Source organism: Peterkaempfera griseoplana (genome assembly GCF_001418575.1).
In the GTDB taxonomy this organism is placed as follows: domain Bacteria; phylum Actinomycetota; class Actinomycetes; order Streptomycetales; family Streptomycetaceae; genus Peterkaempfera; species Peterkaempfera griseoplana.
The window spans coordinates 1-24,704 of sequence record NZ_LIQR01000117.1 but is presented as its reverse complement, the minus strand read 5'-3'; the positions used below and the strand labels follow the sequence as shown (position 1 = coordinate 24,704).

Annotated in this window: 21 protein-coding genes and 1 pseudogene; 10 read left to right on the top strand and 12 right to left on the bottom strand. The window is 75.1% G+C overall.

Annotated features, from left to right (window positions below; genetic code table 11):
• Positions 1–147: 147 nt before the first annotated feature.
• Positions 148–1,506 carry an NAD(P)/FAD-dependent oxidoreductase gene (locus tag AOK09_RS10050; RefSeq protein ID WP_055586788.1) on the top strand — a complete coding sequence of 453 codons (1,359 nt, stop codon included), beginning with the start codon at positions 148–150 and terminating at the stop codon, positions 1,504–1,506.
• Here the strand turns inward: AOK09_RS10050 and AOK09_RS10045 are convergent.
• The 3 genes from AOK09_RS10045 to AOK09_RS10035 all read right to left on the bottom strand — a co-directional run bounded on the left by AOK09_RS10045 (position 1,486) and on the right by AOK09_RS10035 (position 4,323).
• Positions 1,486–2,295, bottom strand: coding sequence for an FAD:protein FMN transferase (locus AOK09_RS10045; RefSeq protein ID WP_063795907.1), 810 nt, complete (start codon positions 2,293–2,295; stop codon positions 1,486–1,488). The two genes, AOK09_RS10050 and AOK09_RS10045, sit on opposite strands and share 21 nt — an antisense overlap.
• Before the next feature lie 32 nt (positions 2,296–2,327).
• Positions 2,328–2,822, bottom strand: coding sequence for an FMN-binding protein (locus AOK09_RS10040; RefSeq protein ID WP_055586787.1), 495 nt, complete (start codon positions 2,820–2,822; stop codon positions 2,328–2,330).
• 103 nt (positions 2,823–2,925) lie between these two features.
• Entirely contained in the window at positions 2,926–4,323 is a 1,398-nt protein-coding gene (locus AOK09_RS10035; protein WP_055586786.1) for a ferredoxin reductase family protein, read from the bottom strand.
• A gap of 241 nt (positions 4,324–4,564) precedes the next feature.
• Here AOK09_RS10035 and AOK09_RS10030 point away from each other — a divergent pair, with 241 nt between their 5' ends.
• The 3 genes from AOK09_RS10030 (at position 4,565) to AOK09_RS10020 (ending at position 8,513) form a co-directional block, all read left to right on the top strand.
• Entirely contained in the window at positions 4,565–5,320 is a 756-nt protein-coding gene (locus AOK09_RS10030; protein ID WP_055586785.1) for a response regulator transcription factor, read from the top strand.
• A gap of 74 nt (positions 5,321–5,394) precedes the next feature.
• Positions 5,395–6,933, top strand: a complete 1,539-nt coding sequence (locus AOK09_RS10025; protein WP_079062907.1) for a sensor histidine kinase — start codon at positions 5,395–5,397, stop codon at positions 6,931–6,933.
• Positions 6,934–7,046: 113 nt separating this feature from the next.
• Positions 7,047–8,513: a glycoside hydrolase family 47 protein gene (locus tag AOK09_RS10020; protein WP_055586784.1), complete on the top strand. Its 1,467-nt coding sequence runs from the start codon at positions 7,047–7,049 to the stop codon at positions 8,511–8,513.
• Positions 8,514–8,517: 4 nt separating this feature from the next.
• On the opposite strand, the gene AOK09_RS10015 is transcribed toward AOK09_RS10020, so the two are convergent.
• A complete protein-coding gene (locus AOK09_RS10015) occupies positions 8,518–9,993 on the bottom strand; it encodes a bifunctional phosphatase PAP2/diacylglycerol kinase family protein (protein WP_055586783.1) in 1,476 nt (491 codons plus the stop codon).
• Between the two features lie 89 nt (positions 9,994–10,082).
• Positions 10,083–11,438, bottom strand: coding sequence for an aminotransferase class I/II-fold pyridoxal phosphate-dependent enzyme (locus AOK09_RS10010; RefSeq protein ID WP_055586782.1), 1,356 nt, complete (start codon positions 11,436–11,438; stop codon positions 10,083–10,085).
• A 34-nt stretch (positions 11,439–11,472) separates the two neighbouring features.
• Here AOK09_RS10010 and AOK09_RS10005 point away from each other — a divergent pair, with 34 nt between their 5' ends.
• The 3 genes from AOK09_RS10005 to AOK09_RS09995 all read left to right on the top strand — a co-directional run bounded on the left by AOK09_RS10005 (position 11,473) and on the right by AOK09_RS09995 (position 14,380).
• Complete coding sequence (locus tag AOK09_RS10005; RefSeq protein WP_055586781.1) at positions 11,473–12,138, top strand: pyridoxamine 5'-phosphate oxidase family protein; 666 nt, start codon at positions 11,473–11,475, stop codon at positions 12,136–12,138.
• A 13-nt stretch (positions 12,139–12,151) separates the two neighbouring features.
• The gene (locus tag AOK09_RS10000) at positions 12,152–12,808 is read left to right on the top strand and encodes an FMN-binding negative transcriptional regulator (protein WP_055586780.1); all 657 of its coding nucleotides are present in this window, start codon (positions 12,152–12,154) and stop codon (positions 12,806–12,808) included.
• 159 nt (positions 12,809–12,967) lie between these two features.
• On the top strand, positions 12,968–14,380 hold the full coding sequence (locus tag AOK09_RS09995; RefSeq protein ID WP_055586802.1) for a sugar porter family MFS transporter: 1,413 nt from the start codon (positions 12,968–12,970) through the stop codon (positions 14,378–14,380).
• A gap of 20 nt (positions 14,381–14,400) precedes the next feature.
• On the opposite strand, the gene AOK09_RS09990 is transcribed toward AOK09_RS09995, so the two are convergent.
• Positions 14,401–14,904: a Clp protease N-terminal domain-containing protein gene (locus tag AOK09_RS09990; RefSeq protein WP_245687209.1), complete on the bottom strand. Its 504-nt coding sequence runs from the start codon at positions 14,902–14,904 to the stop codon at positions 14,401–14,403.
• Between the two features lie 334 nt (positions 14,905–15,238).
• Between AOK09_RS09990 and AOK09_RS09985 the strand changes: the two genes are divergently transcribed.
• Positions 15,239–15,940, top strand: a complete 702-nt coding sequence (locus AOK09_RS09985; RefSeq protein WP_055586778.1) for a dienelactone hydrolase family protein — start codon at positions 15,239–15,241, stop codon at positions 15,938–15,940.
• A gap of 18 nt (positions 15,941–15,958) precedes the next feature.
• Here AOK09_RS09985 and AOK09_RS09980 read toward each other — a convergent pair whose 3' ends face one another.
• Positions 15,959–16,663, bottom strand: coding sequence for a pyridoxine/pyridoxamine 5'-phosphate oxidase (locus AOK09_RS09980; RefSeq protein ID WP_055586777.1), 705 nt, complete (start codon positions 16,661–16,663; stop codon positions 15,959–15,961).
• A 220-nt stretch (positions 16,664–16,883) separates the two neighbouring features.
• Between AOK09_RS09980 and AOK09_RS09975 the strand changes: the two genes are divergently transcribed.
• Positions 16,884–17,420, top strand: coding sequence for an HAD domain-containing protein (locus AOK09_RS09975; RefSeq protein WP_055586776.1), 537 nt, complete (start codon positions 16,884–16,886; stop codon positions 17,418–17,420).
• On the opposite strand, the gene AOK09_RS09970 is transcribed toward AOK09_RS09975, so the two are convergent.
• Positions 17,393–17,986 (bottom strand): PadR family transcriptional regulator, encoded by a 594-nt coding sequence (locus tag AOK09_RS09970; protein ID WP_055586775.1) that lies wholly within the window; start codon positions 17,984–17,986, stop codon positions 17,393–17,395. The two genes, AOK09_RS09975 and AOK09_RS09970, sit on opposite strands and share 28 nt — an antisense overlap.
• A 336-nt stretch (positions 17,987–18,322) precedes the next feature.
• Complete coding sequence (locus AOK09_RS09965; protein WP_055586774.1) at positions 18,323–20,713, bottom strand: ATP-binding cassette domain-containing protein; 2,391 nt, start codon at positions 20,711–20,713, stop codon at positions 18,323–18,325.
• Between the two features lie 424 nt (positions 20,714–21,137).
• Between AOK09_RS09965 and AOK09_RS09960 the strand changes: the two genes are divergently transcribed.
• Positions 21,138–21,962, top strand: coding sequence for a PhzF family phenazine biosynthesis protein (locus AOK09_RS09960; protein WP_055586773.1), 825 nt, complete (start codon positions 21,138–21,140; stop codon positions 21,960–21,962).
• Positions 21,963–22,007: 45 nt separating this feature from the next.
• On the opposite strand, the gene AOK09_RS09955 is transcribed toward AOK09_RS09960, so the two are convergent.
• From AOK09_RS09955 to AOK09_RS09945, 3 genes and pseudogenes are all read right to left on the bottom strand, one after another.
• The gene (locus AOK09_RS09955) at positions 22,008–23,459 is read right to left on the bottom strand and encodes a CoA transferase (protein ID WP_407675385.1); all 1,452 of its coding nucleotides are present in this window, start codon (positions 23,457–23,459) and stop codon (positions 22,008–22,010) included.
• 46 nt (positions 23,460–23,505) lie between these two features.
• Positions 23,506–24,294: a CPBP family intramembrane glutamic endopeptidase gene (locus AOK09_RS09950; RefSeq protein WP_407675384.1), complete on the bottom strand. Its 789-nt coding sequence runs from the start codon at positions 24,292–24,294 to the stop codon at positions 23,506–23,508.
• A gap of 77 nt (positions 24,295–24,371) precedes the next feature.
• Positions 24,372–24,704, bottom strand: a pseudogene (locus AOK09_RS09945) (glutamate--cysteine ligase); the annotation flags it as partial.

The following is a 24,704-nucleotide window of genomic DNA, read 5'->3' as shown; positions in this document are numbered from 1 at the left end:
GCGCTGCGGTCAGGCTCCCGTAGCAAGGGCCGTCCCGCGCGGGTGGCGAGGCCCGGCGCCGCGTGCCACTGTGGCCGCAGATGGCAGGGGCCGCACCGCCCGCGTCGGCCGGTTACGGTTAGGGACCAGCACGGTGAGGGATGTCTGATGGAACGACCTCGGATCCTGGTGGTGGGCGGCGGCTTCGCCGGTGTGGAGTGCGCCCGGCGGCTGGAACGGAAACTGGCGCCGGCCGAGGCGGAGATCGCCCTGGTCACCCCCTTCAGCTATCAGCTCTATCTGCCGCTCCTCCCCCATGTCGCCGCCGGGGTGCTCTCCCCGCAGTCGGTGGCCGTCTCCCTGCGCCGGACTCTGCACCGCACCAACATCATCCCGGGTGGCGCCATCGGTGTGGACGGCCAGGCGAAGATGTGCGTGATCCGGACCATCAGCGACGAGGTGCTGGTCAAGCCGTACGACTACATGGTGCTGGCCCCCGGCAGCATCACCCGCACCTTCGACATCCCCGGCCTCAACCAGTACGCCCGCGGTATGAAGACGCTGGCGGAGGCGGCCTACATCCGCGACCATGTGATCGCCCAGCTGGACCTTGCGTCCGCGACCCATGACCGCGCCGAGCGCGAGTCGCGGCTGCAGTTCGTGGTGGTGGGCGGCGGCTACGCGGGCACCGAGACCGCCGCCTGCCTGCAGCGGCTGACCACCGCCGCCGCCCGGCGCTACCCGCGGCTGGACCCCCGGCTGATCCGGTGGCATCTGATCGACATCGCCCCCCGGCTGATGCCGGAGCTCGGCGACAAGCTGGGGCGCACCGCGCTGGAGATCCTGCGGCGGCGCGGCGTGGAGGTGTCGCTGGGAGTGTCGGTGGCCGAGGTGGGCGAGGACAGCGTCAAGTTCACCGACGGCCGGCTGGTCCCCTCGCGCACCCTGATCTGGACCGCGGGCGTCGCCGCCAGCCCGCTGATCGGCACGCTGGACGCCGAGACCGTCAAGGGCAGGCTCGCGGTCACCGCCGAGATGCGGGTCCCCCAGTTCGACGGGATGTTCGCCCTCGGTGACGCCGCCGCCGTACCGGACCTGGCCAAGGGCGACGGGGCGGTCTGCCCGCCGACCGCGCAGCACTCGCAGCGGCAGGGCAAGACGATCGCCGACAACCTGGTCGCGCTGCTGCGCAACCAGCCGCTCAAGCCGTACCACCACCGCGACCTGGGCCTGGTGGTGGACCTCGGCGGCAGGGACGCGGTGTCCCGTCCGCTGGGTGTGGAGCTGCACGGACTGCCCGCCCAGGGGGTCGCCCGCGGCTACCACCTGATGGCGATGCGCACCAATGTCGCCAAGGCAAGGGTGGCTGCCAACTGGGCGATGAACGCGGTGGCGGGGGACGACTTCGTCCGCACGGGCTTCCTGGCGCGCCGCCCGGCCGCGCTGCGGGACTTCGAGTACACCGACTCCTATCTGACCGTCGACCAGGTCAGGGAGCACACCCGGTCACTGCTGGCCAAGGGCTGAGGGCAGGGCCTGCCGCCAGTCGCCGGGCCCCGCGGGGCCCGGCGCTGCGGCGGCGAGCAGCGGGAAGCGTGAGGTGCCGCGCACCGTGCCGTCGGGCAGCACGGCCAGCGCCTCCAGGCCTGGCCGGTCCTCCAGGACGCGCAGGCACTCCGGGCCCATGGCGAAACCGGCGGTGGCCCATACGTCGGCCTCGGTGAGGCTCCGTGCCACCACCGTCAGCGAGGCCAGGGCGCCGGCCGGCTCGCCGGTGCGCGGGTGCCGGATGTGCGGCCCGCGCTCGGCGTTGCCCGAGGTCGCCACCGCAATCCCGGATCCGGTGGCGACGGCGGCCAGCCCGCCGGGGCGCAGCGGATCGGCGATGCCGATCCGCCAGGGCCGGCCGGGGGACGCGTCGCCCGCGGTCTGGATGTCGCCCCCGCCGCCGACGCTGTGCGCCGTCGAGCCCGCGGCGCGCAGCAGCAGCGCGGCGCGCTCCACGGCCCACCCCTTCACCAGGCCGGAGGGGTCCAGCCGCCCGCCGGGGCGGGCGGTGAACCAGCCCCCGGTCTCCTCGGCCGCCCGTTCGCACCGCGCCAGCACCTCGGCGACCTCGGGGTCGCACTCCTGGACGGTGACTTCGCCGCGCTCCAGCCGGCTGATCTGACTGTCGTGGCGGTAGGTGGAGAACACCGCGTCCACGCGGTGCAGCCAGGCCACGGCGTCCCGCAGTGCGGCTTCGACGGCGGCGCGGCGGCCGGGGTCCGCGTCGCCGCCGGTGTCGCGGATGTCGAAGGAGAAGACGGTCCCCATGGCCTGTTCCACATGCCGCAGCGGTTCTGCGCTCACAGGCCGGCCCGGTCGATGGCGCTCTGCAGCGACCGGGTGTAGCCGTCGCTGGTGTAGGTGGCGCCGGAGACGGCGTCTATCCGGGCGCTCTGGGCGGTCAGCGCCTCCTGGTTGAGGACCGGCAGGGCATAGCTGTTGATCTCCTGGTCCCGGCGGTCCTCGGAGGGGTACTGGACCACCGAGACGTCGGTGATCTTCCTGCCGGTGACGGTGATCCGGACCTGTACCGGGCCGTAGCGGGTGCCGGCCGCGTCACCGGTGATGCTGCGGGTCCCCCCGGTGGCCTTGCCGGACGTGGAGCCGCCCTGGGTGGGCGCCGCGGTCGCCCGGGACGAGCCGGTGCCGTTCTGGGCGCCGCCCTCGGAGGTGCCGGTGCCCCCGCCCGAGGTGATGGGCGCGGCCGCCGAGGCGGACTGGTCGTGAGGCTTGAGGGAGAGCAGCAGCACCACGCCGGAGACGGTGGCTGCGCTGGTGACGATCGCTCGACGCACGGTCGGCTCCTCGCTGTCGGGTGGGCGGTCCCAGTGGGCGGTCGGAAGGGGCGGTCGCAGTGGGCGGCCGGTGTGGGCGGTCCGAAGGGGTCCGGCCGGGCGGTCAGAAGGCGAAGGACTCGTGGTGGATGCGGCTCCGCGGCACCCCCGCCGCCCGCAGTGCGCGGACCGTGGCGGCGGCCATCGCGTCGGGTCCGCAGAGGTAGACGTCGTGCCCGGCGAGGCCGGGCACCAGACGGCGCAGGGCGGCCGGCTCCAGGGGCTCCCCGATCTGGGCGCGCGCGCCGACCAGGTAGTGCAGGGCCGCGCCGCGGGCGGCCGCGATGGCCTCCAGTTCGCCGCGGAAGAGCAGGTCCTCGGGCCGGCTGGTGCGGTAGAGCAGGGTGAGGTCGCCGGGCGCGGCGGGCAGCGTCTCGAACAGGGCACGCAGCGGGGTGATGCCCACCCCGGCCCCGATCAGCAGCACCTTGCGGGAGCGCCGGCGGGCTGCGGTGAAGGCCCCGTACGGGCCCTCGGCGCGTACCCGCGTACCGGGCCTGAGCCGGGCGGCGGCGCGGCTGTGGCCGCCGAGGTCCTTGACGGTGAACCGCAGATAGCGGGGGTGGGCGGGGGCCGAGAGCGAGTACGGATTGGCGGCCCAGCGCAGCCCGGGGACCATGAACTGCAGCCGGAAAAACTGCCCCGGCTCGGCCTTCAGCTCCTCCAGGTGCCGCCCGGTGAGGAACACCGAGACCACACCCGGCCCCTCCGGCCGCACCTCGGCGACCTGCAGCCGGTGGCGGCGGTCCAGCCGGAACGGGACGGCCAGGCGGTACCAGCCCAGCAGCGCGGCGCTGCCGAGGTAGAGCCCGTACCAGGCCGCGCGGGCGGCGCCGTCGGAGACGAAGTCGGCACCGTTGACCAGCTGGTGGGAGAAGGCGAGGGCGACGGCGAGATAGGTGGCCAGGTGCAGGAAGTACCAGACCTCGTAGCTCAGCCTGCGGCGGGCGGCCCTGGCCGAGACCACCCCGGTGCCGAGGAGCAGCACGGTGCCGGCGGTCGCCTTCAGCATCTCCGGGTAGCCGAGGACGATGTCGGCGGTCTCGGCGACCAGCCCGGTGCGTCCGGTCAGCGCATAGCCCCAGATGACGAGCACCAGATGGGCCGCGACCAGGCTGATCATGTAACGGCCGCCCATGGCGTGCCAGCGGGCCAGCCGGTCGGCGCCCACACCCCGCTCCAGGAACGGCAGCCGGGCCATCAGCAGCACCAGCAGCGGCGCCGCGTAGCCCGCCAGCAGCCCGGTGATCCGGCCGGCGCCGGTGAGCCAGGCGGCGGCTCCGGCGACGACGGGGGTGCCGTGCCACCACAGGGCGAGCACCGCCGCCGCGCCCGCCCACACCAGGGTGAGCATCACGGCCGCCAGGGTGTTCGGCGGCGTGCGGCCGGGCCGGGAGGCGCGGCTGCGGCGGTGCGCCGGTGGGCCGCCCGTCGCCGGGCGGCCGTCGGCAAGGGTCGTCATGGGCTCCTCCTTCACGGTGCCGCCGCGGCGCTGTGGGTCCCGGACCGCGGCACCCGGCCACCCTGACACCGGCACTTCTGCGTTCGCTATGAATCCGCACCGGCCGCCGACCGCCGGATCCGTCGAAACCGCAGGTCACAGTAGCGATACCGGCGGCGGGGGCGGTACCCGGTTCTCATAGGGTTCTCAGAACCGGCAGAGAGAATGGGCCCCAGCCCCCGACCCGACCGGACGGAAGCCCATGGACGAGCAGACCCCGACCGCCGTGCCCCCGCCGCCGGACGGCTCCCCCGTACGCGTCCTGGTGGTCGACGACGAGCCCGATCTGGTGGAGGTGCTCTGCGGGGTGCTGCGCTACGAGGGCTGGGAGGTCCGCGGTGCCCCCGACGGGGGCGCCGCGGTGGCGGCGGCGGCCGGCTTCCGGCCGGACGCCGTGGTGCTGGACGTGATGCTGCCCGACGTCGACGGGCTGGAGGTGCTGCGCCGGATCCGGGCGGCTCAGCCGGAGGTGTGCGTGCTCTTCCTCACCGCGCGGGACGCGGTGGAGGACCGGATCGCCGGGCTGACCGCGGGCGGCGACGACTATGTGACCAAGCCGTTCAGCCTGGAGGAGGTGGTGGCGCGGCTGCGGGGGCTGCTGCGCCGCGCCGGGATGGCCCGTACCCGGTCCGGGGTCGCTCCGGTGCCCGGCGACGGCTGCCTGGTGGTGGGCGACCTGGTGATGGACGAGGAGGCCCGCGAGGTGAGCCGCGGCGGCGAGGTGGTGGAGCTGAGCCCCACCGAGTTCGCCCTGCTGCGGTTTCTGATGCGCAACCCGCGGCGGGTGCTCAGCAAGGCCCAGATCCTCGACCATGTCTGGTCCTACGACTTCGGCGGGCAGGCGCATGTGGTCGAGCTGTACATCAGCTATCTGCGCCGGAAGATCGACGCCGGCCGGCGGCCGCTGATCCACACCGTGCGCGGCGCCGGCTACGTCCTCAAGCCGGGGCAGCCGTGAGCCGCGCGGCCGGACGCACCCGGGCGGCCGCGGGCCGGGCGCCTGCGGGAGGCCGGGCGGCGGCCTGGTCCGCCCTGGCCCGGCGGGCCCTGCCGCGCACCCTGCGGGCCCGGCTGATCGCCGGCCTGCTGGTGCTGCTGGCCGTCACCTGCACCGGCGTCGGGCTGGCCACCACCACCGCTCTGGACCGCTTCCTGGTGACCCGCCTCGACCAGCAGCTGGCCGACGCCGGAGGCCGCTACGCCGCGAGCCTGGAGCACCCCCTCGGCGGCCGTCCGGACGAGGGCAGCGACACCCGGGCTCAGGCCGACGGCACCTTCGGGGCCCGGCTGGCCGGCGGCCGGGTCACCCGGTGCGGCGTGGTCGACGCGGACGCCGACGACCTGCGGGGCGGCAACGCCGACGACACCGTGACCCTGACCGCCGGTGACCGCCGCACCCTGGCGGCGCTGTCCCCGGACGGCCGGGCCCGCACCGTCCGCCTCTCCGCGCTGGGCCCGTACCGGATGCGTGCGGTCCCGGGAGAGGACGGCGACGTCCTGGTGACCGGTCTTCCGCTGGAGCCCGTGGAGCAGACGGTGCACCGGCAGGCAGCGGTCGAGGCCGTGGTGTTCTGCGTCGCCCTGGTGGCGGCGGGCTCGGCGGGGGCGGTGTGGGTACGGCTGTCGCTGCGCCCGCTGCGGCGGGTCGCCGACACCGCGCAGCGGGTCAGTGAGCTTCCGCTGGCCAGCGGACGGGTGGCGCTCTCCGAAAGGGCACCGGACGCCGACCCGCGGACCGAGGTCGGGCGGGTCGGCGCCGCTCTCAACCGGATGCTGGGCCATGTCGAGGACTCCCTCGGCCAGCGGCACGCCGTGGAGGAGCGGCTGCGGGCGTTCGCCGCCGACGCCAGCCATGAGCTGCGGACCCCCGTGGCCACCGTGCGGGGCCACGCCGAGCTGGCGCTGCGCCACCCCGGTCCGGTGCCGGCCGGTGTCAGCCGTGCGCTGGAGCGGATCCAGTCCGAGTCGCTGCGGATGGGCGCCATCGTGGACGACCTGCTGCTGCTGGCCCGGCTGGACGCCGGCCGCCCGCTGGCCCGGGAGCAGGTGGACCTGACCCTGCTGGCGGTGGACTGCGCCGCGGACGCCCGGGCCGCCGGCCCGGGGCGGCGGTGGCGGCTGGAGCTGCCCGAGGAGCCGGTGACGGTGGCCGGGGACGAGCACCGGCTGCGGCAGGTGGTGGGGAATCTGCTGGCCAACGCCAGGGCCCACACTCCCGAGGGCACCACGGTGACGCTGCGGCTCGATCCGCCCGCTGCGGCGGACGGCACGGTGGTGCTGACCGTCACCGACGACGGGCCGGGTCTGCCACCGGGCCTGGGCGACGCGGTCTTCGACCGCTTCGTCCGGGGCGACCGGGCGCGCTCGCGGACGTCGGGCAGCACCGGGCTGGGACTGGCCATCGTCCGGGCGGTGGTGACGGCGCACGGCGGCGGTGTGGCGGTGGAGAGCCGCCCGGGCCGGACGGTCTTCCGGGTGGTGCTCCCCGGCGGCCCGCCCGCTCCGCAGCCGCCCCGCCTCACCCACTGGGGTGAGCCGAAGGCAGCAGTGGAGGGTCACCCGCACGGGTGACTTTCGGGGGCGCCCGCAGGGCCCGTACGGCCCGCTGCGGCAGGGTCGGCGGCGTTCCGGGGGCCCGCGACGGCGATCCGGCGGCCGGGTGGCGGCGGTAGCGTCCTACGATCATGCGATCGCTCTCGTCCGCCGCGCTCCGCGCCCGGCTCCCCCGCCGCGGCGTGCTCGGTGCCGCCGCGGCCACCGCCCTGGCCACCCTGCTGCCCGCGCGCCCGGCCGCCGCCGCGCCGCGGAGCGTGCCGCCGGCCGCGACGCCGGGCCGGGCCGCCGTCCCCTCCGACCCGGAAGTGGCACGGCAGGTGAAGGCGGAGTTCGTGCACAGCTGGGAGGGGTACAAACGCGGCGCCTGGGGGCACGACGAGCTGCGGCCGCTCTCCGCGGGCCACAACGACTTCTATCTGCCGGGCCGCACCTTCGGGCTCTCCATCGTGGAGGCGCTGGACACCCTGTACGTGATGGAGCTGGACCATGAGGTGAAGCTCGCCGCGGACTGGATCGAGCGGCACCTGGACCCCGCGCAGGACGGTGACATCCATGTCTTCGAGGCGGTGATCCGGCTGGTCGGCGGTCTGCTGTCGGGCCATCTGTGCACGGGCAGGCCGCAGCTGCTCCAGCGCTGCCGCGAGTTGACGGACCGGCTGCTCCCGGCGTTCACCGCCTCGCCCACCGGCATCCCGTACACCCATGTCAATCTGCGTACCGGCGCCGTGTCCGGCACCAATCCCCCGCTGGCCGAGATCGGCAGCAACATCCTGGAGTTCGGCCTGCTCTCCCAGCTCACCGGGGACAGCCGCTACTACGACGCGGCCAAGCGCGCCTACCGGGCGGTGCTGGAGCGCCGCTCGTCGCTGGACCTGCTGGGCACCACCCTGGACACCGAGAGCGGGCGCTGGCTGGACACCGCCTCGGTCGCCCCCAACCCTCCGGTCGACTCCTTCTACGAGTACCTGTGGGCCGGCGGCGAGCTCTTCGGCGACCGGGAGCTGAGCGACTGGTACCGGCTGCTCACCGACGCGGTGCTGCGGGTGCAGAGCCAGCGCCGCAACGGCCGCCTGTGGTTCGCCCAGGTCGACGCGGAGACCGGGCGGACGATCGGGCACGGCCAGTCGGAGCTGGGCTCCTTCTACGCGGGCCTGCTGGGCAAGGGCGGCAACCTGGCGCAGGGCGCGGACTACCACCGGACGTGGACGGCGCTGCTGGACACCTATCCGCTGCTGCCGGAGGCCGTCGACTTCACCCGGCTGCAGGTCACCTCCCCCCGCAACGACCTGCGGCCCGAGTACGCCAACTCCGCCTTCGACCTGTGGCGGCTGACCGGGGACGCCGCGTACAAGCGCTCCGCCTACCGGTACTTCCGCGGCCTGCGCGACCATCTGCGGGTGCCGGGCGGCTACACGGTGGCGGCCGACGTCACCTCCTCCCCGGTGCAGTTGGGCGATCTCACCCCCGGCTACTGGTTCGCGGAGAACCCCAAGTACCTCTATCTGATGTTCGCCAGGAGCCCCCGCTTCGACCAGCGCGGCGGGCTGCTCTCCACCGAGGGCAAGATCCTGCGGGGAGCGGTGCGCGCGAAGTGACCGCTCAGGCCGGACGGTAGACGGTCAGCGCCCGCGGCTGCTTCTCCAGCAGCAGCGCGTCCGGCGCGGGCGCGACCTCGCCGTCGTACGAGAGGTCGGCCACCGCGCCGAGGCCGGAGAGCCGCAGCCGCTGCAGCCGGGCCGCCGTGACGACCCGGGAGCGGCCCAGGGTGCCGGTGAGCACGGCGACGACCAGCCGGGTCCGCGCCAGCGGACGGCTGCCGTCCACCGCGCGGACGTCCAGCAGTCCGTCGTCAAGCCGGGGCCGGTAGGTGGGCGCGAACCCCTCGGGCTGGTAGGTGCCGTTGCCCGCGAAGAGCAGCCACAGCCGGCGGGGCCGGCCGTTGACCTCCACGGTGTGCGGCTGGGCCGACCAGAGCACCCGTACCAGGCCGACGGCGACGGCGGGCCACTTGCCCAGCCGGCTCTCCAGGCGTTCGCGGGCGCGGACCAGTTCGGGGTACACGCCGATGCTGAAGGTGTTGAGGAAGGACGCGGGAGCGGTGTCACCGCCGTCCAGCGGCCTGGCCGTGGCCAGGTCCACGGCGACGGCCTCCCCTGCGTCCACGGCGTCGGCGCACGACTCCAGGGTCTCCACGCCGAGGTCGGCCGCGAAGTGGTTGAGGGTGCCGCCGGGGAAGACCGCCAGCGGCAGGCCGGTGCGGGCGGCGACCACCGCGGCGGCGTTGACACTGCCGTCGCCGCCGCACACCCCCAGCGCCCCGCCCAGTTCGGCGGCCCGGCGGGCGGCCTTCTCCAGCAGTTCGCCCAGGTCGTCGTCGGGCGTGCAGGGGACGATCTCGGCCGCCGGCAGCAGCAGCCGCAGCCGCTCCTCAGGGTCCGGGGAGCCCAGCGCGCCGTTGCCCGCCCGGCTGTTGACCACCACCACCAGTCCCCGGCCGCCCGGCAGCGCCGGCGCGGAGGTGCGGGGCCGCGCCTCGGCGGGCCGCCCGGGGCGCAGCGGCCACCAGCGGCAGGTGAGCGCGGCGGCTCCGACGCCCAGGGCGCAGCCGGCCAGCACGTCGCCGGGGTAGTGCACGCCGACGTAGACCCGGGAGGCGGCCACCGCGGCGGCGACCGGGACCACCAGGGCGCCGTACCCGGGGGCCTCCAGGGCGACACCGGTGGCGAAGGCGGCTGCGGAGGCGGCATGGCCGGAGGGGAAGGAGCTGGTGAGCGGCTGCCGGGCCAGGCGGCGGATCAGCGGCACCGTGTCGACCAGCGGGCGGCCGCGGCGGGTCGCCCACTTGCCCGCGGTGTTGGCGGCCAGCGAGGCGACCGCGAGCGAGCCGATGCCGCGCAGGGCCGCCCGGCGGGCGCTGCGGCCGCCGGCGGCGCCCAGCAGCGCCGCGGTGCCCATCCACAGCATCCCGTGGTCGGCGGCCCGGCTGAGCCGTGGCAGTACCGGGTGGGCGCGCCGCAGCCGGGCGGCCGCGACGCGGTTGAACAGGCGCCTGTCGAAGTCGCTGATCCGCTGCATGTCCGGCGGCTACCCCGGTGGCGGCCCGCTTATGACTGGCCGCATTCGGGCCCGGGCGGCGGCGGGCCGCCGGCGGGTCCGACGGGGTGTCAGGCGAGGCGGCCGGTGGGCGGTTCCCGGTGGTTGAGGGCGGCGGCGATGTCTGCGGCGAGGGCCGGGGTGTCGTGCGGGGCGAGGGTGGAGACGGTGATCCGGATGCCGGGGGGCGACTGGAGCCGGAAGCGGGCGCCGGGGGCGACGGCCCAGCCGCGCTGGAGCAGTCCGGCGACGGCCGCGGCCTCGTCGCGTACCGGGATCCAGATGCTGAGGCCGCTGGCGCCGTGGGCGGGCACCCCGAGCCCGGCGAGGGCGTTCAGCAGGGCGTCACGCCGTTCCCGGTAGGCGGCGGCGACCTTGGGGGCGGGGGCGGCGCCGGTGCGCCAGAGTTCGGCGACGGTGCGCTGCAGCAGATGGCTGACCCATCCGGCGCCCAGCCGCTGGCGGCCCAGGACCCGGTCGATGGTGGCGGGGTCGCCCAGCGCGACGGCGAGCCGCAGATCGGGCCCGTACGCCTTGGCCGCGGAGCGCACCACGGCCCAGTGGGTGACCAGCGGCGGGCCGCCCGGGGCGGCGGCGAGGGGCTGGTAGGGCTGGTCGACGATGCCGTGGCCGTGGTCGTCCTCGACCAGCAGCACATCGGGGTGGGCGGCGAGGACGGCCCGCAGGTCGGCCGCCCGGGCGGGGGTGAGGGCCGCGCCGGTGGGGTTCTGCGCGCGGCTGGTGATCACCAGGGCGCGGGCTCCGCCGGCCAGGGCGCGGGCGACCTGGTCGGGCAGCGGGCCCTGGTCGTCCACGGCCACCGGCAGGGCGCGCAGTCCCAGCGCGGGCACCAGGTCGAGCAGGCTGCCCCAGCCGGGGTCCTCGACGGCGACCGCGTCGCCGGGGCGCAGGTGGACTCCGAAGATCCGCTCCATGGCGTCCAGGGAGCCGGACGCCACGGCGAGCCGCCCCTCGGGGGCGCCGTCGGCGCGGAAGGCGGCCTCGGCCAGGGCGAGCAGCGGCGGGTCGGCGGCCGGGCAGCCGTAGAGGACGGGGTCGCGGTCCAGGGAGGCGGCGGCCGCGGCAGCGGCCGGGGCGAGCGGCGGGAGCAGGGCGGTGTCGGGGTTGCCGTCGGCGAGGTTGCGGGCGTCGGCGGGGACCTCGACCCGGATCTGGTCGCGGGGGGCCACCGCGGGCCGGGGGCGGATGCGGCTGCCGCGGCGGCCGGCGGTCTCGATGACGCCGCGGTCGCGGAGCAGGCGGTAGGCGGCGGCGACCGTGTTGGGGTTGACCCGGAGCTCGGCGGCGAGGTCGCGCAGCGGGGGCAGCGACTGGCCGGGGGCCAACTCGCCCGTGCCGACGGCCCGTTCGACGTCGGCGGCGATCTCCGTGGCGCGGCGCCCGCTGATTCGATACTCTCCTAGCACAAAGAAGATTATGCACTAGTGCAGAGAGGTTGTCATGTCGGTCGACGGTACCCAGGAGTTCACCCGAGCCCCGCGCACCACACCCACCCGGTACCGGGAGCGCGCCACCTGGGAGCGCGAGGCCATCCACGCCATCCTCGACGAGGGCTACCTCTGCCACCTGGGGTTCGTGGTGGACGGCGCCCCGGTGGTCCTGCCCACCCTCTACGCCCGGGTCGGCGACCGGCTGTACGTCCACGGCTCCACCGGCAGCCGCCCGCTGCGCGGCGCCGCCGACGCCGGCATGCCGGTCTGCGTCACCGTCACCCTGGTGGACGGCCTGGTGCTGACCCGCTCCGCGTTCAACCACTCCGTCAACTTCCGCTCCGTGGTCGCCCACGGCACCGCCCGCCAGGTCACCGACCCGGCGGAGCGGGCCATCGCCCTGGACGCCCTGGTCAACCAGGCCGTGCCCGGCCGCGCGGGCGACTGCCGGCCCGCCAACGACAAGGAGCTGGCCGCCACCGCCGTCGTACGCCTGGACCTCGACGAGGTCTCCGCCAAGGTCCGCGCCGACGGCGCCGACGACGACCCCGAGGACCTGGACCTGCCGTACTGGGCCGGGGTGATCCCGGTGCGCACCGTGCACGGCACCCCCGTGCCCGACCCCGGCCTCGCACCCGACCGCCCCCTGCCCGGGTACCTGGGCGAGCGCAGCTGAAGGAGGACCCACCGTGCTGATCCGCTCCTGGGACCGCGGCGAGGAGGCCGAGTGGCGCGCCTGGCTCGCCGCCGGCCACGACTTCGGGACGCTCGCCGCCAACGGCCCGGACGGCAGTGGGCCCGTGGTCACCCCCACCCACTTCCTGCTGGACGCCGACCGCGGGGAGATCCTGGTGCACCTGGCCGCCCCCAACCCGCTGTGGGAGGCCCTGCGCGCCGACCCGCACGCCACCCTCACCGTCACCGACGACTACGCCTACGCACCCGGGCACTGGCGGGCTCCCGACGGCACCCCTCCCGAGCACGGCGTCCCCACCAGCTACTACGCCGCCGTGCAGTTCGACTGCACCGCGCAGATCCTGGACGACCCTTCGGAGAAGGCCGACCTGCTGGTGCGGCAGCTGGCCCACTTCCAGCCGGAGACACCGGTCGACACCATCGTCCCCGGCGCCGCTCCCTTCGGTGACCAGCTCACCGGGCTGCGCGGCATGCGGCTGACGGTGCGCCGGGTCAGGGCGAAGTTCAAGTACGACGACAAGAAGAGCCCCGCCCAGCAGGCCGCGGCGGCCGAACGGCTCGCCGAACGCGGTCTGCCCCGTGACGCGGCCGCCCGGGCCCAGCTGCTGCGCCGCGCCGCCGCCAGGGCCGGGGGCTGCCCGGTGGACTGACGCCCCGGAGGACGCAGGGGGTCATGACATCAGGAAACCTTCCATATCCCACCATCACCGGATGATACGTGCGATACACCGGCTTTCCTGATGTCATGGAGGCGGACCACGTCGACCGGCCGGCGCCGGACGGCTCCGCCCCGGCCCCGGGAGCCCACCCTGACCAGCACACAAGCGCAGCACCCCGCCGCGGAGACACCCCTCGCCCATGTGGTCTTCATCGCCGCCAGCGCGGCCATGGGCGGGTTCCTCTTCGGCTACGACAGTGCGGTGATCAACGGTGCGGTGACTGGCATCAAGTCCCACTTCGCCGTCAGTGACGCCACCACCGCCGCCACCGTCGCCGCCGCGCTGCTGGGATCCGCCGCGGGCGCTGCGGGGGCGGGCTGGCTGGCCGACCGGTTCGGCCGCATCCGCATCATGCAGCTGGCCGCGGTGCTCTTCGCGATCAGCGGGGTGGGCTCGATGTTCCCGCCGGGCATCGGCGTCCTGGCGACCTGGCGGGTGGTCGGCGGCATCGCCATCGGCATCGCCTCGGTGATCGCCCCGGCCTATATCGCGGAGGTCGCCCCGCCCGCCTACCGGGGGCGGCTCGGCTCCTTCCAGCAGCTGGCGATCGTCCTCGGCATCGCCGTCTCCCAGCTGGCCAACTACGCCATCAACCAGGCCGCCGGCGGCGTCTCCACCGGAAAGCTGGGCGGCATCGAGGCCTGGCGCTGGATGCTCGGCGTGGAGACCGTCCCCGCGCTGGTGTACGGCATGATGTCGCTGGCCATCCCGGAGTCCCCCCGCTACCTGATCGCATCCGGGCGCGAGGCCAGGGCGCGCGCCGTACTCGCCGAGGTGGAGGGGCCGGAGGCCGACCTGGACGCCCGGATCGCGGAGATCCGTGCGGTCATGGCGACCGAGCAGCGGGCCCGGATGCGTGATCTGACCGGGGGCCGGGGCGGTCTGCTGCCCATCGTCTGGGTGGGCATCGGCGCCTCGGTGTTCCAGCAGTTCGTGGGCATCAACGTGATCTTCTACTACTCGTCGCTGCTGTGGCAGTCGGTCGGCATCAAGGAGAGCAGCTCGCTGCTGATCAGCCTGTCCACCTCGGTCATCAACATCGTCGGCACCGTGATCGCCATGACGCTGGTCGACCGGATCGGCCGCAAACCGCTGGCGCTGGCCGGCTCGGCCGGGATGGCGGTGGCGCTGGCCGTGGCCTCCTGGGCCTTCTCGTACCGCACCGGCACCGGCACCTCCGCGCACCTCCCCGGCGCCCAGGGTACGGTGGCGCTGGTCGCGGCGCACTTCTTCGTGCTCTGCTTCGCCTTCTCCTGGGGCGTGGTGGTGTGGGTGCTGCTCGGTGAGATGTTCCCCAACCGGATCCGCGCGCTGGCGCTGGGGGTCGCGGCCTCCGCCCAGTGGCTCGCCAACTGGGCGATCACCGTCTCCTTCCCCTCGCTCGCCGACTGGAACCTGTCGGCCACCTACGCGATCTACGCCTGCTTCGCCCTGCTGTCGATCCCGTTCGTCGCCCTCTGCATCCGCGAGACACGCGGCCGGACCCTTGAGTCCATGGGGTGAGGCGCGGGCCCGGTCGGGTCCTAGACGGTACGGCGCGCCCCTGCGCAGCGGGCCCGTACCGCGATCGGGTCGATGCCCGCCGCGAGGAGGATCTGCACGGCCCGGCTGTCGGGGTCGGCGGCCAGTGCCGCCAGCAGCGCCAGCCCTCCGGTGCCGCCCGCCGCCCGGTCCAGCGCCCCGGCTGCGGCGGCGTTGCACTGGGGCTGCGCGGCCGGGTCCCGCTCGGGCTGCCCGACGGAGGGCCCCCGGCCCGGCGTGCGCTGCTCGGCGGTGCCCTGCCACTGGCGGCCGAAGCCGATGCTGCGCTGCACCAGATAGCCCATCAGCCGGGCGGCCTGGTGGGGCAGCGGGGCGGCGGCGGCGAGCGCCTCCGGGTCCGACTCCAGCAGCGAGTGCAGCAGATGGCCGGTGTCGACCTCCTCGTCGCCGGCGCGGGCGGCTCTGCGGCGCGCCGCGGCCGCCACTGAACGCAGGGCGGTGGGCAGCTCGGATGCCGGGGTGGTGCACATGAAGTCTGGTTGCACGTATCCACCACATCACTCGGCCACGGGCACGGTCGTCCTCTCGGAGGACCGTCCCGGGATCCACCGGGAGGAGGGCCGACGCGGGCCGCGCTCCTCCACGGGGAGGAGGTCGACCCTGACGGGATCGCTGCGAGCAGTCTGCTGCGTATTGTGACGATGCGTCAACCCACAGATACCATCGTTGTACTGGCACTCGAGGCCCAGGCGGGAGGATCGCCGCCACCCGAAGAGGTCAGCGTGGTGGCGCGCGGGATCGGCACCGGGCTAATACCATCGTCGGCGCGGGTCGACCCGCCCCGCGTGCCGTGCACATGCCGTCCCTGAGGAGGGGCAAATGGCCGACCCGGGTGGTTCCCAGCAGAACGTCTCCTTCCCCAGCAACGGCAGGGAGGCGCACGGCTACCTCGCGCTGCCGCCCGCCGGCTCCGGCCCGGGCCTGGTGGTCGTCCAGGAGTGGTGGGGCCTGACCTCGCACATCGCCGCGATGGCCGACCGCTTCGCGGCGGAGGGCTTCACCGCGCTCGCGCCGGACCTCTTCGGCGGCGCCACCACCCATGACCGCGAGGAGGCCTCGCGGCTGAAGCAGCAGCTGCCGGTGGAGCGAGCGGCGCGGGACCTGCGCGGGGCGGTGGACTTCCTGCTGGCGCATCCCGCCGTCACCGGGGACGCGGTGGGCGCGGTGGGGTTCTGCATGGGCGGCGGGTTCGCGCTGGTGCTGGCCGCCCAGGAGGGCGACCGGGTGGCCGCGGCGGTCCCCTTCTACGGGCTGCCGGACGCCCCCGGCTTCGACTACCGGGGGCTGACCGCCGAGGTGCTCGGCCACTACGCGGAGCAGGACCACGGGATCTCCATGGCCGCGGTGGACGACGCCGCCGCACGGATCGAGGCCGCCTCCGGCCGCAAACCGGAGATCCACTTCTATCCGGCAGGCCATGCCTTCATGAACGACGAGAACCTGCTGGGGACCCACGACCCGGAGCAGGCCGGCATCGCATGGCGGCGCACCCTGGCGTTTCTGCGCGGTGCGCTGGACTGAGACCGGGCGAAGCCCGCATCAGGGCCAGAGCAGGCCGCGGCGCCAGGTGGCGTCCGGGTTGCGGGTGTACGCCAGCCGCACATGGCGGCGGCCGGGGTCGCCCTGCCAGAACTCCACCTCGTCGGCGACGACCGCGTACAGGGTGTGACTCGGGGCGACCGTCTGCGGATCCCGGTCCAGTACGGCCTCGGCCTCCCGCCAGGCGTCGGCCAACTCCGCGTCGCCGTCGAGACGTTCGCTCTGCCGGCCGACCAGGACCGCGATACGGGCGGCCGGGCTGCGCAGCCGGAAGTCCGCCGCCGCCTGCTCGGCGCCGCCGGTCTCCACCCGCCCCCGCAGCCGCACCTGGCGGCCGAGCGCCGGCCAGTAGACCGTGAGCGCGGCCCAGGGCGTCGCCGCGAGCTGGCGGCCCTTGGGGCTGTCCGCGTCGGCCGCGAACCACCACGCGCCGCGCTCCGCGTCCACGTCGCGCAGCACCAGCACCCGGGCGTCCGGGCGCCCGTCGGCGTCCACCGTGCTCAGGGTGACCACCTGGGCGTCGGGCACCCCGGCCCGTACCGCCCCCAGCAGCCACTCCTCGAAGAGCGGACCGGGCCGGTCGGGCGCCCGCCCGGTGTCGAAGGAGGGCAGTTCCCGGGCCATCGGCGGCCGCCCCCTCAGCACCTCCGCAAGCGACCCGGCCTCCCCGCCGCCGGACCCCGGCCCCGCCGCCGTGCACTCCACCCGCAGCCTCCTCGCAACCCGTGGCGCGCCCGTCCGCCCACCGCGGGCAGCCCGGGAGATCGCTCGCCGCCCATCCTGCCGCACCCCGCGGCACAGCGCCGGGCGGCCCCGGACCGCCCGCAGCCGCGGTGTGCGCCCCGCCCGGCCCCCCGTGCGCCGCAACCGCGCCCGCCCGCGGGGCCGTCCAACGCTGGGAAGGTGCACACGGACGGGGGACGCCATGCACAGACCGCTGCTGTACCTGGACATCGACGGGGTGCTCAATCCGGCACGCCCCGACCCGCGAGGCGGCTTCGACACCCACACCCTGCTCGGGTACACCGTGCTGCTCTCGGCCCGCCACGGCGTCTGGCTGCGGGAGCTGGCGGCCTGCTACGAGCTGGTGTGGGCCACCACCTGGGAGGACGACGCCAACCTCCACATCGCGCCGCTGCTCGGCCTGCCGGTGCTGCCGGTGGTACGCCTCAGCGGGTACCGGCCGCAGCCCGGGGACCCCCGGGTGCCGCTGATGGAGCTCTTCTCGGCGCGCAAGTGGGCACCCATCCTGCGGCACGCCGCGGGACGGCCCTTCGCCTGGCTCGACGACGTCATCCCGCCGCGGCTGGTGCGCCGCTCATGGCTGCGGCGCGACCGGCTGCTGCTGCGGGTGGACCCGGAGGAGGGACTGAGCCGGTCCCATGTGGACCGGCTGCTGACCCGGCCGCCGGCGGCCGGGCTGCTCGGCCTGGCTCAGTCCTCCTCGGCGAGGATCAGATAGAGCTTCCTGCGGGCCTCGGCGATGACCGCCCCGGCCTTGGTGCGCTGCTCGGGGGTACCGGCCGTCATCACCTGGCGGAACGCCTCCAGGAGTCCGCCCACCGACTTGCGGGCGTCCTGCAGCGCCTCCCAGTCCACATCGGGTCCGGCGGCCTCCTCCCACGGTGCCTCGGGCCCGCTCTCGGCCTCGGCCCGTCCGGCTTCGCTGAGCTCGAAGAGCCTTTTGCCGCCGCTTTCCTGACTGCTGATCAGCCCCTCCTCCTCCAGCATCTGGAGCGTGGGGTAGACCGAGCCGGGGCTGGGCCGCCAGGCCCCGGAGGTGCGCTCGGCGATCTCCTGGATCATCTCGTAGCCGTGCATGGGGCGTTCCCTGAGCAGCGCCAGCAGGGAGGCGCGGACATTGCCGCGCCGGGCACGCCCGCCGTGCCGGCCGCGGCCCCGGGGGCCCGGCCCGAAGGGCCCGAAGCCGGGGCCGCCGAACGGGGGCGGGAAGGGCCCGAAGGCAGGGCGCCCGGGGTGGTCGGGGCGGTGGAGGTGCCTGGGGTCGAAGGGGAATCCGGGTCGCATGGCGATCGCCGCCTTTCCGGTTCTCTCGAACGGTCAGCGTTGCATCTCGATGCCTCGACGATATATCGGTAACTGTCGTCGGTCAATGGACCCGTCGACCACTCCGACCACCGGAAGTCACCACTCATGACAAAGAGTCACCGACGGACGGCGCAGCAAAGCAGGCATCGCCGCCGTGGCGGCGCGCAACGACCGGTCAGGGGCCGCAGGTACCCCCGGCGCGGCGCAACAGGGGGCTCCGGGGGCCGACCAGCCTCGCTGACGGTCGCTCAGCTTTCGACGCTGACGGCCGATCAGCTGCTCCTGGACGGCCCCCGCGTCCCCGGGGGCACCCGCTCAGGCTCCGACGTACGCCGCGAGGTGCTCACCGGTGAGGGTGGAGCGGGCCGCGACCAGATCGGCCGGGGTGCCCTCGAAGACGACCCGGCCGCCGTCGTGGCCCGCACCGGGACCCAGGTCGATGATCCAGTCGGCGTGCGCCATGACCGCCTGGTGGTGCTCCACCACGATCACCGACTTGCCGGAGTCGACGAGCCGGTCGAGCAGACCGAGCAGCTGCTCCACATCGGCGAGGTGCAGACCCGCGGTCGGCTCGTCGAGGACGTACACCCCGCCCTTCTCCGCCATGTGGGTGGCCAGCTTGAGCCGCTGCCGCTCGCCGCCGGAGAGCGTGGTGAGTGGCTGCCCGATGGTGAGGTAGCCCAGTCCGACGTCGGCGAGCCGCTCCAGGATGCGGTGCGCGGCCGGTGTGTGCGCCTCCCCGGCGCCGAAGAACTCCTCGGCCTCGGTCACCGGCATCGCCAGCACCTCGCTGATGTCGCGGCCGCCCAGGCGGTGGTCCAGCACCGCCGCCTGGAACCGCTTGCCCTCGCACTCCTCGCAGGTGGTGGCGACGCCGGCCATCATCGCCAGGTCGGTGTAGACGACACCGGCGCCGTTGCAGGTGGGGCAGGCCCCCTCGGAGTTGGCGCTGAACAGCGCCGGCTTCACTCCGTTGGCCTTGGCGAACGCCTTGCGGATCGGGTCGAGCAGCCCGGTGTACGTCGCCGGGTTGCTCCGCCGGGAACCGCGGATGGCGCCCTGGTCGACCGAGACCACCCCCGCCCCGGGCGGGATCGACCCGTGCACCAGCGAGCTCTTGCCGGAACCGGCGACGCCGGTGACCACCGCGAGCACCCCGAGCGGGATGTCGACGTCGACGTCCCGCAGGTTGTGTGCGCTCGCCCCCCGGATCGGCAGCAGGCCGGTGGGCTTGCGCACCGACTCCTTGAGGGAGGCCCGGTCGTCGAAGTGGCGGCCGGTGACGGTGCCGGCCGCCCGCAGCCCCTCGACGGTGCCCTCGAAGCAGACGGTGCCGCCCGCCGCCCCGGCCCCCGGGCCGAGGTCCACCACATGGTCGGCGATCGCGATCGTCTCCGGCTTGTGCTCCACCACCAGCACCGTGTTGCCCTTGTCCCGCAGCCGCAGCAGCAGGCCGTTCATCCGCTGGATGTCATGGGGGTGCAGGCCCGTGGTGGGCTCGTCGAAGACATAGGTGGTGTCGGTCAGCGGGGAGCCGAGATGGCGGATCATCTTGACGCGCTGCGCCTCGCCGCCCGACAGCGTCCCCGACGGACGGTCCAGGGAGAGATAGCCCAGGCCGATCTCGGTGAACGACTCCAGGGTGTGCTGCAGCTTGGCGAGCAGCGGCGCCACCGACGGCTCCCTGAGGTCACGGACCCACCCGGCCAGGTCGCTGATCTGCATCGCGCAGGCGTCGGCGATGCTGATCCCCGCGACCTTCGACGCCCGGGCACCCTCGCTGAGCCGGGTGCCGTCGCACTCGGGGCAGGTGGTGAAGGTGACCGCCCGCTCCACGAACGCCCGGATGTGCGGCTGCAGCGCCTCCTTGTCCTTGGACAGGAAGGACTTCTGGATCTTGGGGATCAGCCCCTCGTAGGTGAGGTTGACCCCTTCGACCTTCACCTTCGTCGGCTCCCGGTGGAGAAAGTCGTGCATCTCCCGGGCGGTGAAGTCACGGATCGGCTTGTCCGGGTCCAGAAGGCCCGACTCCGCGTAGACCCGCACCGTCCAGAAGCTGTCGGACTTCCAGCCGGGGATGGTGAACGCGCCCTCCGCGATGGACTTGGAGTCGTCGTAGAGCTGGGTGAGGTCGATGTCGGAGACGCTGCCGCGGCCCTCGCAGCGCGTGCACATGCCGCCGGTACGGCTGAAGGTGGCCTTCACCGCCTTCCGGGCCCCGCGCTCCACGGTGATCGCGCCGCTCGCCCGGACCGAGGGCACGTTGAAGGCATAGGCGCTGGGCGGGCCGATGTGCGGCTTCCCGAGCCGGCTGAAGAGGATGCGCAGCATCGCGTTGGCGTCGGTGGCGGTGCCGACCGTGGACCGGGGGTCGGCCCCCAGCCGCTGCTGGTCGACGGTGATCACGGTGGTCAGCCCGTCCAGGACGTCGACCTCGGGCCGCGCCAGCGTCGGCATGAAGCCCTGCACGAAGGCGCTGTAGGTCTCGTTGATCAGCCGCTGCGACTCCGCGGCGATGGTGTTGAACACCAGCGAGCTCTTGCCCGAGCCGGAGACCCCGGTGAAGACCGTCAGCCGGCGCTTGGGCAGCTCGATGCTGACGTCCTTGAGGTTGTTCTCCCGGGCGCCGTGCACACGGATCAGGTCGTGGCTGTCGGCGATGTGCGCCGCAGGCGAGCGCGGGTCGGGGCTGGTGGCCTTGCTCATGGTGTCTCCATCTGTCGGGCGGGGGTGGCCTTCCCGGTCCCCGCCGGCGTCGCCTGGCTCGGTCCTGCGGCTGGGAGCAGTATGTCCGGTCGCCTTCGCCGGCGGGGCCGTTGCCGCGATCCCCTGACCGTCCCCGCCGCGGCGGCTGGTGGCCAGGCTAGACGCGGCCTGTGACCGGCGCTTCTCCGATCCTGACCGGTCCGCTCGCCCGGTCCGCTCGCCCGGTCCGCTCGCCCGGTCCGCTCCCCGAATGCTCCGCGTTCCGCGGCGTACGGCCGGGCGCCCCGCCGACCCGCGAGCCGCCCGGCCCCTCCCCCGCTGCCGGGTCCTCACCTCAGCGGACGGGCCCGCCGTACCGGCCGGGGAGCCACCGGTCCCGGATTGGCCGTGGAACCGCCCGCCGCCGCGCGCCTACGCTCGCCCCATGCGGATCAGGATCATCGACGCCTTCGCCGACCGCCCCTTCACGGGGAACCCCGCCGCCGTCTGCCTGCTGGAGCAGGCCGGCTGGCCCGAGGAGACCTGGATGCGGCAGGTGGCCGCCGAAGTCAACCTCTCCGAGACCGCGTTCGCCCACCCGCTGCCCCCCGGCGCGGACGCCGACTGGGCGCTGCGCTGGTTCACCCCCGCGGTGGAGGTCGGCCTCTGCGGCCATGCCACCCTCGCCACCGCCCACGCACTGCACCAGGACGGCGCCCTGCCCGACGACGGCGTGCGGTTCACCACCCTCAGCGGTGTGCTGACCGCCCGGCACGAATCCGACGGCACCTTCACCCTCGACTTCCCCGCAGCCCCCACCGACCCGGTCGCCGCGCCGAAGGGCACCGCCGAGGCGCTGGGTGCGGACGTGGTCGCCGCGTACGACACCGGGGCGCTCGGCGACCTGCTGGTCGAGGTCGCCGACGAGAGGACCGTCCGGGAGCTCGCCCCCGACCTGGCGGCCGTCGCTGCGCTCGGCCCCCGGGGCGTCATCGTCACCGCCGCCGCAGCCCGGCCCGGCGACGGGTACGACTTCGTGTCGCGGTTCTTCGGCCCGGCGGTGGGGATCGCCGAGGACCCGGTGACCGGCAGCGCCCACACCGCACTGGCTCCCCTGTGGTCGGCCCGCCTGGGACGGACCGTCCTCACCGGGCTGCAGGCCTCCGCCCGCTCGGGCCTGGTCCGCACCCGGCTGCTCGGCGAGCGGGTGCAGCTCTCCGGCCATGCGGTCACCGTGCTCGACGGCGCCCTGCAGACCGGACACCGCTGAACCGCTCCCCACCGCCCTCCGGCGTCCCGGGCCGCCGTACCCGGCTCAGCGCCACCCGGGAGCCGCGCTGCCCCAGGCCGTCACCGGCTGCGCCCAGTCACGGGGGCCGCCGTCCAGGGCGACCGGCGGCAGCGCATAGCGGATCCGTCCCAGGTCGGTGGCCGCTTCGGCGAGATGGGGAGCCGGGTCGAGGGCGGGGCCGCCGGGGCCGGGCCCGCCATGGGGCCCGCGCAGCAGCCAGGCGGCGGTCTGCGCCAGCGAGAGCCGGGCGATCCGGCCGCCGCCGTCGGCGGCCTTGCCCGCCTGGGCGCGCAGGACGGCGGCGGCCAGCAGATAGCCCGTGCCGTGGTCCAGCCCCTGCACCGGCAGCGCGCCAGGGGTGCCGTCCGGCGCGGCCAGCAGCCGGGCGACACCGCTCGCGGTCTGCACCAGGCTGTCGAAGCCGCGCCGCGCCGCCCACGGCCCGTCCGGGCCCCAGGCACTGACCGTGGCGACCGTCAGCCCCGGGTGCCGTTCCAGCAGCGCGGCCGGGGAGAGGCCGTGGCGGTCCAGCGCACCCGGGCGGTACCCGGTCACCACGGCGTCGGCGCCCGCGAGCAGCTCCTCCAGGCGCTCCCGGTCCGCACGGTGCTCCAGGTCCAGCAGCGCGGACCGTTTGCCGAAGCCGGTGTCCAGATGCTGCTCGCGGATCTCCGGCAGCCGGGGACTGTCGATCCGCAGCACGTCGGCGCCCAGCAGGCCCAGGGTGCGGGTGCCCACCGGCCCGGCGATCACCCGGGTGAGGTCCAGCACCCGCATCCCGGCGGCCGGGAGCAGCGGGCCGCCCGGCGGCAGCGCGCCCGGCGCCGCCGGGGGCGCGTCCCCCACCCGGTCCAGGCGCAGCAGCGGCAGCGCCGCCACCGCGGCGCCCTGGGGATGGCGGGCCCACTCCTGCGGGCTGCGGACGGAGACGGCCAGCCCGCCCGCGGCGGTGACCCGCGCCGCGGTCTCCTCGGCGGGCTGCGCGGCGACGGCCGCCGCGAGCGCGGGGGCGGCCTCCTCCCCCGCGCTGTCGGGCACCCCGAGGGCGGCGAGCAGCCGCTCGCGGTGGTGGGGGTAGTTGGCGTGGGTACGGACCCAGCCGTCGGCGGCGGGCCAGAAACGGGAGAGCGGAGCCCAGGTGTCCCAGGCGGCGCCGTCGACCCGCAGGTGCCGCTCGCTGCCGAAGGCGGTCGCGACGGCGGCGGCGTCCACGGTGGCCCACGGCGGTGCGCTGCGGTGCCCGGTGCGTACGGCGGCGAGTTCGGCGGCGGCCAGCGCCGCGGCGCCCACGCTCGCCCCGGCCAGCGCGCCCAGCGGCAGGGCGGCCGGCAGCAGCCCCTCGGGACCGGTCCAGCGGACGCGCCGGACGGCGGAGGGGTCGCCGCCCAGCAACGCCCACGCGTGACCCAGCATCGCCCGGGCCTGCGCCCGCTCCCCCGCCGCCGTCCCGGCCTGCGTCTGCTCCCGTTGCGCCATCCCGGCCTCCGTCCCTCCCGCGCCGCTGACGGCGGGGCCGGTGGTGTCAGCCGGTGGGCAGCCACCCCACGTGCCCCGCCAGGGCCGTGTAGCCCACGAACGCCACCGTATCGATCAGCGCGTGCGCCATCAGCAGCGGCGTCACCCGCCCCCAGCGGCGGTAGAGCAGGCAAAAGACCACACCCATCACCACATTGCCGACGAAGCCGCCGACGCCCTGGTAGAGGTGGTAGGAGCCGCGCAGCAGCGAACTGGCGACCAGGGCGGCCGGCCACGACCAGCCGAGCTGGGAGAGGCGCCGCAGCAGGTACCCCACCACGATGACCTCCTCCACCGCGGCGTTCTGCCAGGCGGAGGCCACCAGCACCGGGATGCGCCACCACACGTCGGGCAGCGAGGAGGGCACCACGGTGAGGTTGGCGCCCGCGGCGCGGGCCGCCAGGTACAGGGCGAGCCCGGAGCCGCCGATCACGGCGGCCACCGCCGTACCGCGCCGCAGGTCGGACCAGCGGTGGGCGAGGTCCAGGCCCAGCGCCCGCACCGAGGAACCCTCCCGCAGCAGCAGATGGGCGACCAGGGCGACGGGCACCAGGGCCGTGCCGATGTCGAACAGCTGCCAGGCCAGGTCGAGCCAGGGGCGGCCGGGCGCCAGGGAGCCGTTGAGGGTGGCGGTCTGCTGCTTGAGCGCCGCACGGCGGGTGAGCGAGCCGATGAAGCTGATCAGCGCGCTGAGGCCGCTGGCACCCAGCGACAGCGCCAGCACGATGACCAGTTCCTGGCCGAGCAGCCTCCGGGGGACCGCGGGAGCCTGCGCGGCGTCTTCGATCGTGGTCAAGGGGGCTCCATCAGACACAGGAGGGCCGGGCAGATCATCATTCCACAGCCGTTCGACGCGCCCCGCACCCCGCCGGTTCAGCCCACCGGCCAGGTGTGCACCGGCTCACCGCTGCGCATGTACTCCATGTACCGCCGGGTCATCGCCGCCAGCGCCGACGCCCGGTCCTGCCCGTAGCGGTCCCGGAAGTGGTGGAAGGTCGCGCTCTGCCAGGCCGCGCCGTTGGTCCGCAGCCGGCACCGCGCCTCCACGATGCCCAGATAGCGGTCCCGGTCGGCGGCCTCCACCCCCCAGGCGTCCAGTCCCTGCGCGGCCAGCGGCAGCAGCTCCTCCAGCACCAGCTCCACCGCCGGCACCCGCACCGGCGGCCCCACCCGCCCCCCGCGCCCCGCCTTCGGCCAGTGCAGCAC

Excerpts from the sequence above, each read along its gene's own strand:
- AOK09_RS10050 (WP_055586788.1), top strand. The coding sequence starts at position 148 with ATGGAACGACCTCGGATCCTGGTGGTGGGCGGCGGCTTCGCCGGTGTG.
- AOK09_RS10045 (WP_063795907.1), bottom strand. The coding sequence starts at position 2,295 with ATGGGGACCGTCTTCTCCTTCGACATCCGCGACACCGGCGGCGACGCG.
- AOK09_RS10035 (WP_055586786.1), bottom strand. The coding sequence starts at position 4,323 with ATGACGACCCTTGCCGACGGCCGCCCGGCGACGGGCGGCCCACCGGCG.
- AOK09_RS10030 (WP_055586785.1), top strand. The coding sequence starts at position 4,565 with ATGGACGAGCAGACCCCGACCGCCGTGCCCCCGCCGCCGGACGGCTCC.
- AOK09_RS10020 (WP_055586784.1), top strand. The coding sequence starts at position 7,047 with ATGCGATCGCTCTCGTCCGCCGCGCTCCGCGCCCGGCTCCCCCGCCGC.
- AOK09_RS10015 (WP_055586783.1), bottom strand. The coding sequence starts at position 9,993 with ATGCAGCGGATCAGCGACTTCGACAGGCGCCTGTTCAACCGCGTCGCG.
- AOK09_RS10005 (WP_055586781.1), top strand. The coding sequence starts at position 11,473 with ATGTCGGTCGACGGTACCCAGGAGTTCACCCGAGCCCCGCGCACCACA.
- AOK09_RS09985 (WP_055586778.1), top strand. The coding sequence starts at position 15,239 with ATGGCCGACCCGGGTGGTTCCCAGCAGAACGTCTCCTTCCCCAGCAAC.
- AOK09_RS09975 (WP_055586776.1), top strand. The coding sequence starts at position 16,884 with ATGCACAGACCGCTGCTGTACCTGGACATCGACGGGGTGCTCAATCCG.
- AOK09_RS09970 (WP_055586775.1), bottom strand. The coding sequence starts at position 17,986 with ATGCGACCCGGATTCCCCTTCGACCCCAGGCACCTCCACCGCCCCGAC.
- AOK09_RS09965 (WP_055586774.1), bottom strand. The coding sequence starts at position 20,713 with ATGAGCAAGGCCACCAGCCCCGACCCGCGCTCGCCTGCGGCGCACATC.
- AOK09_RS09960 (WP_055586773.1), top strand. The coding sequence starts at position 21,138 with ATGCGGATCAGGATCATCGACGCCTTCGCCGACCGCCCCTTCACGGGG.
- AOK09_RS09955 (WP_407675385.1), bottom strand. The coding sequence starts at position 23,459 with ATGGCGCAACGGGAGCAGACGCAGGCCGGGACGGCGGCGGGGGAGCGG.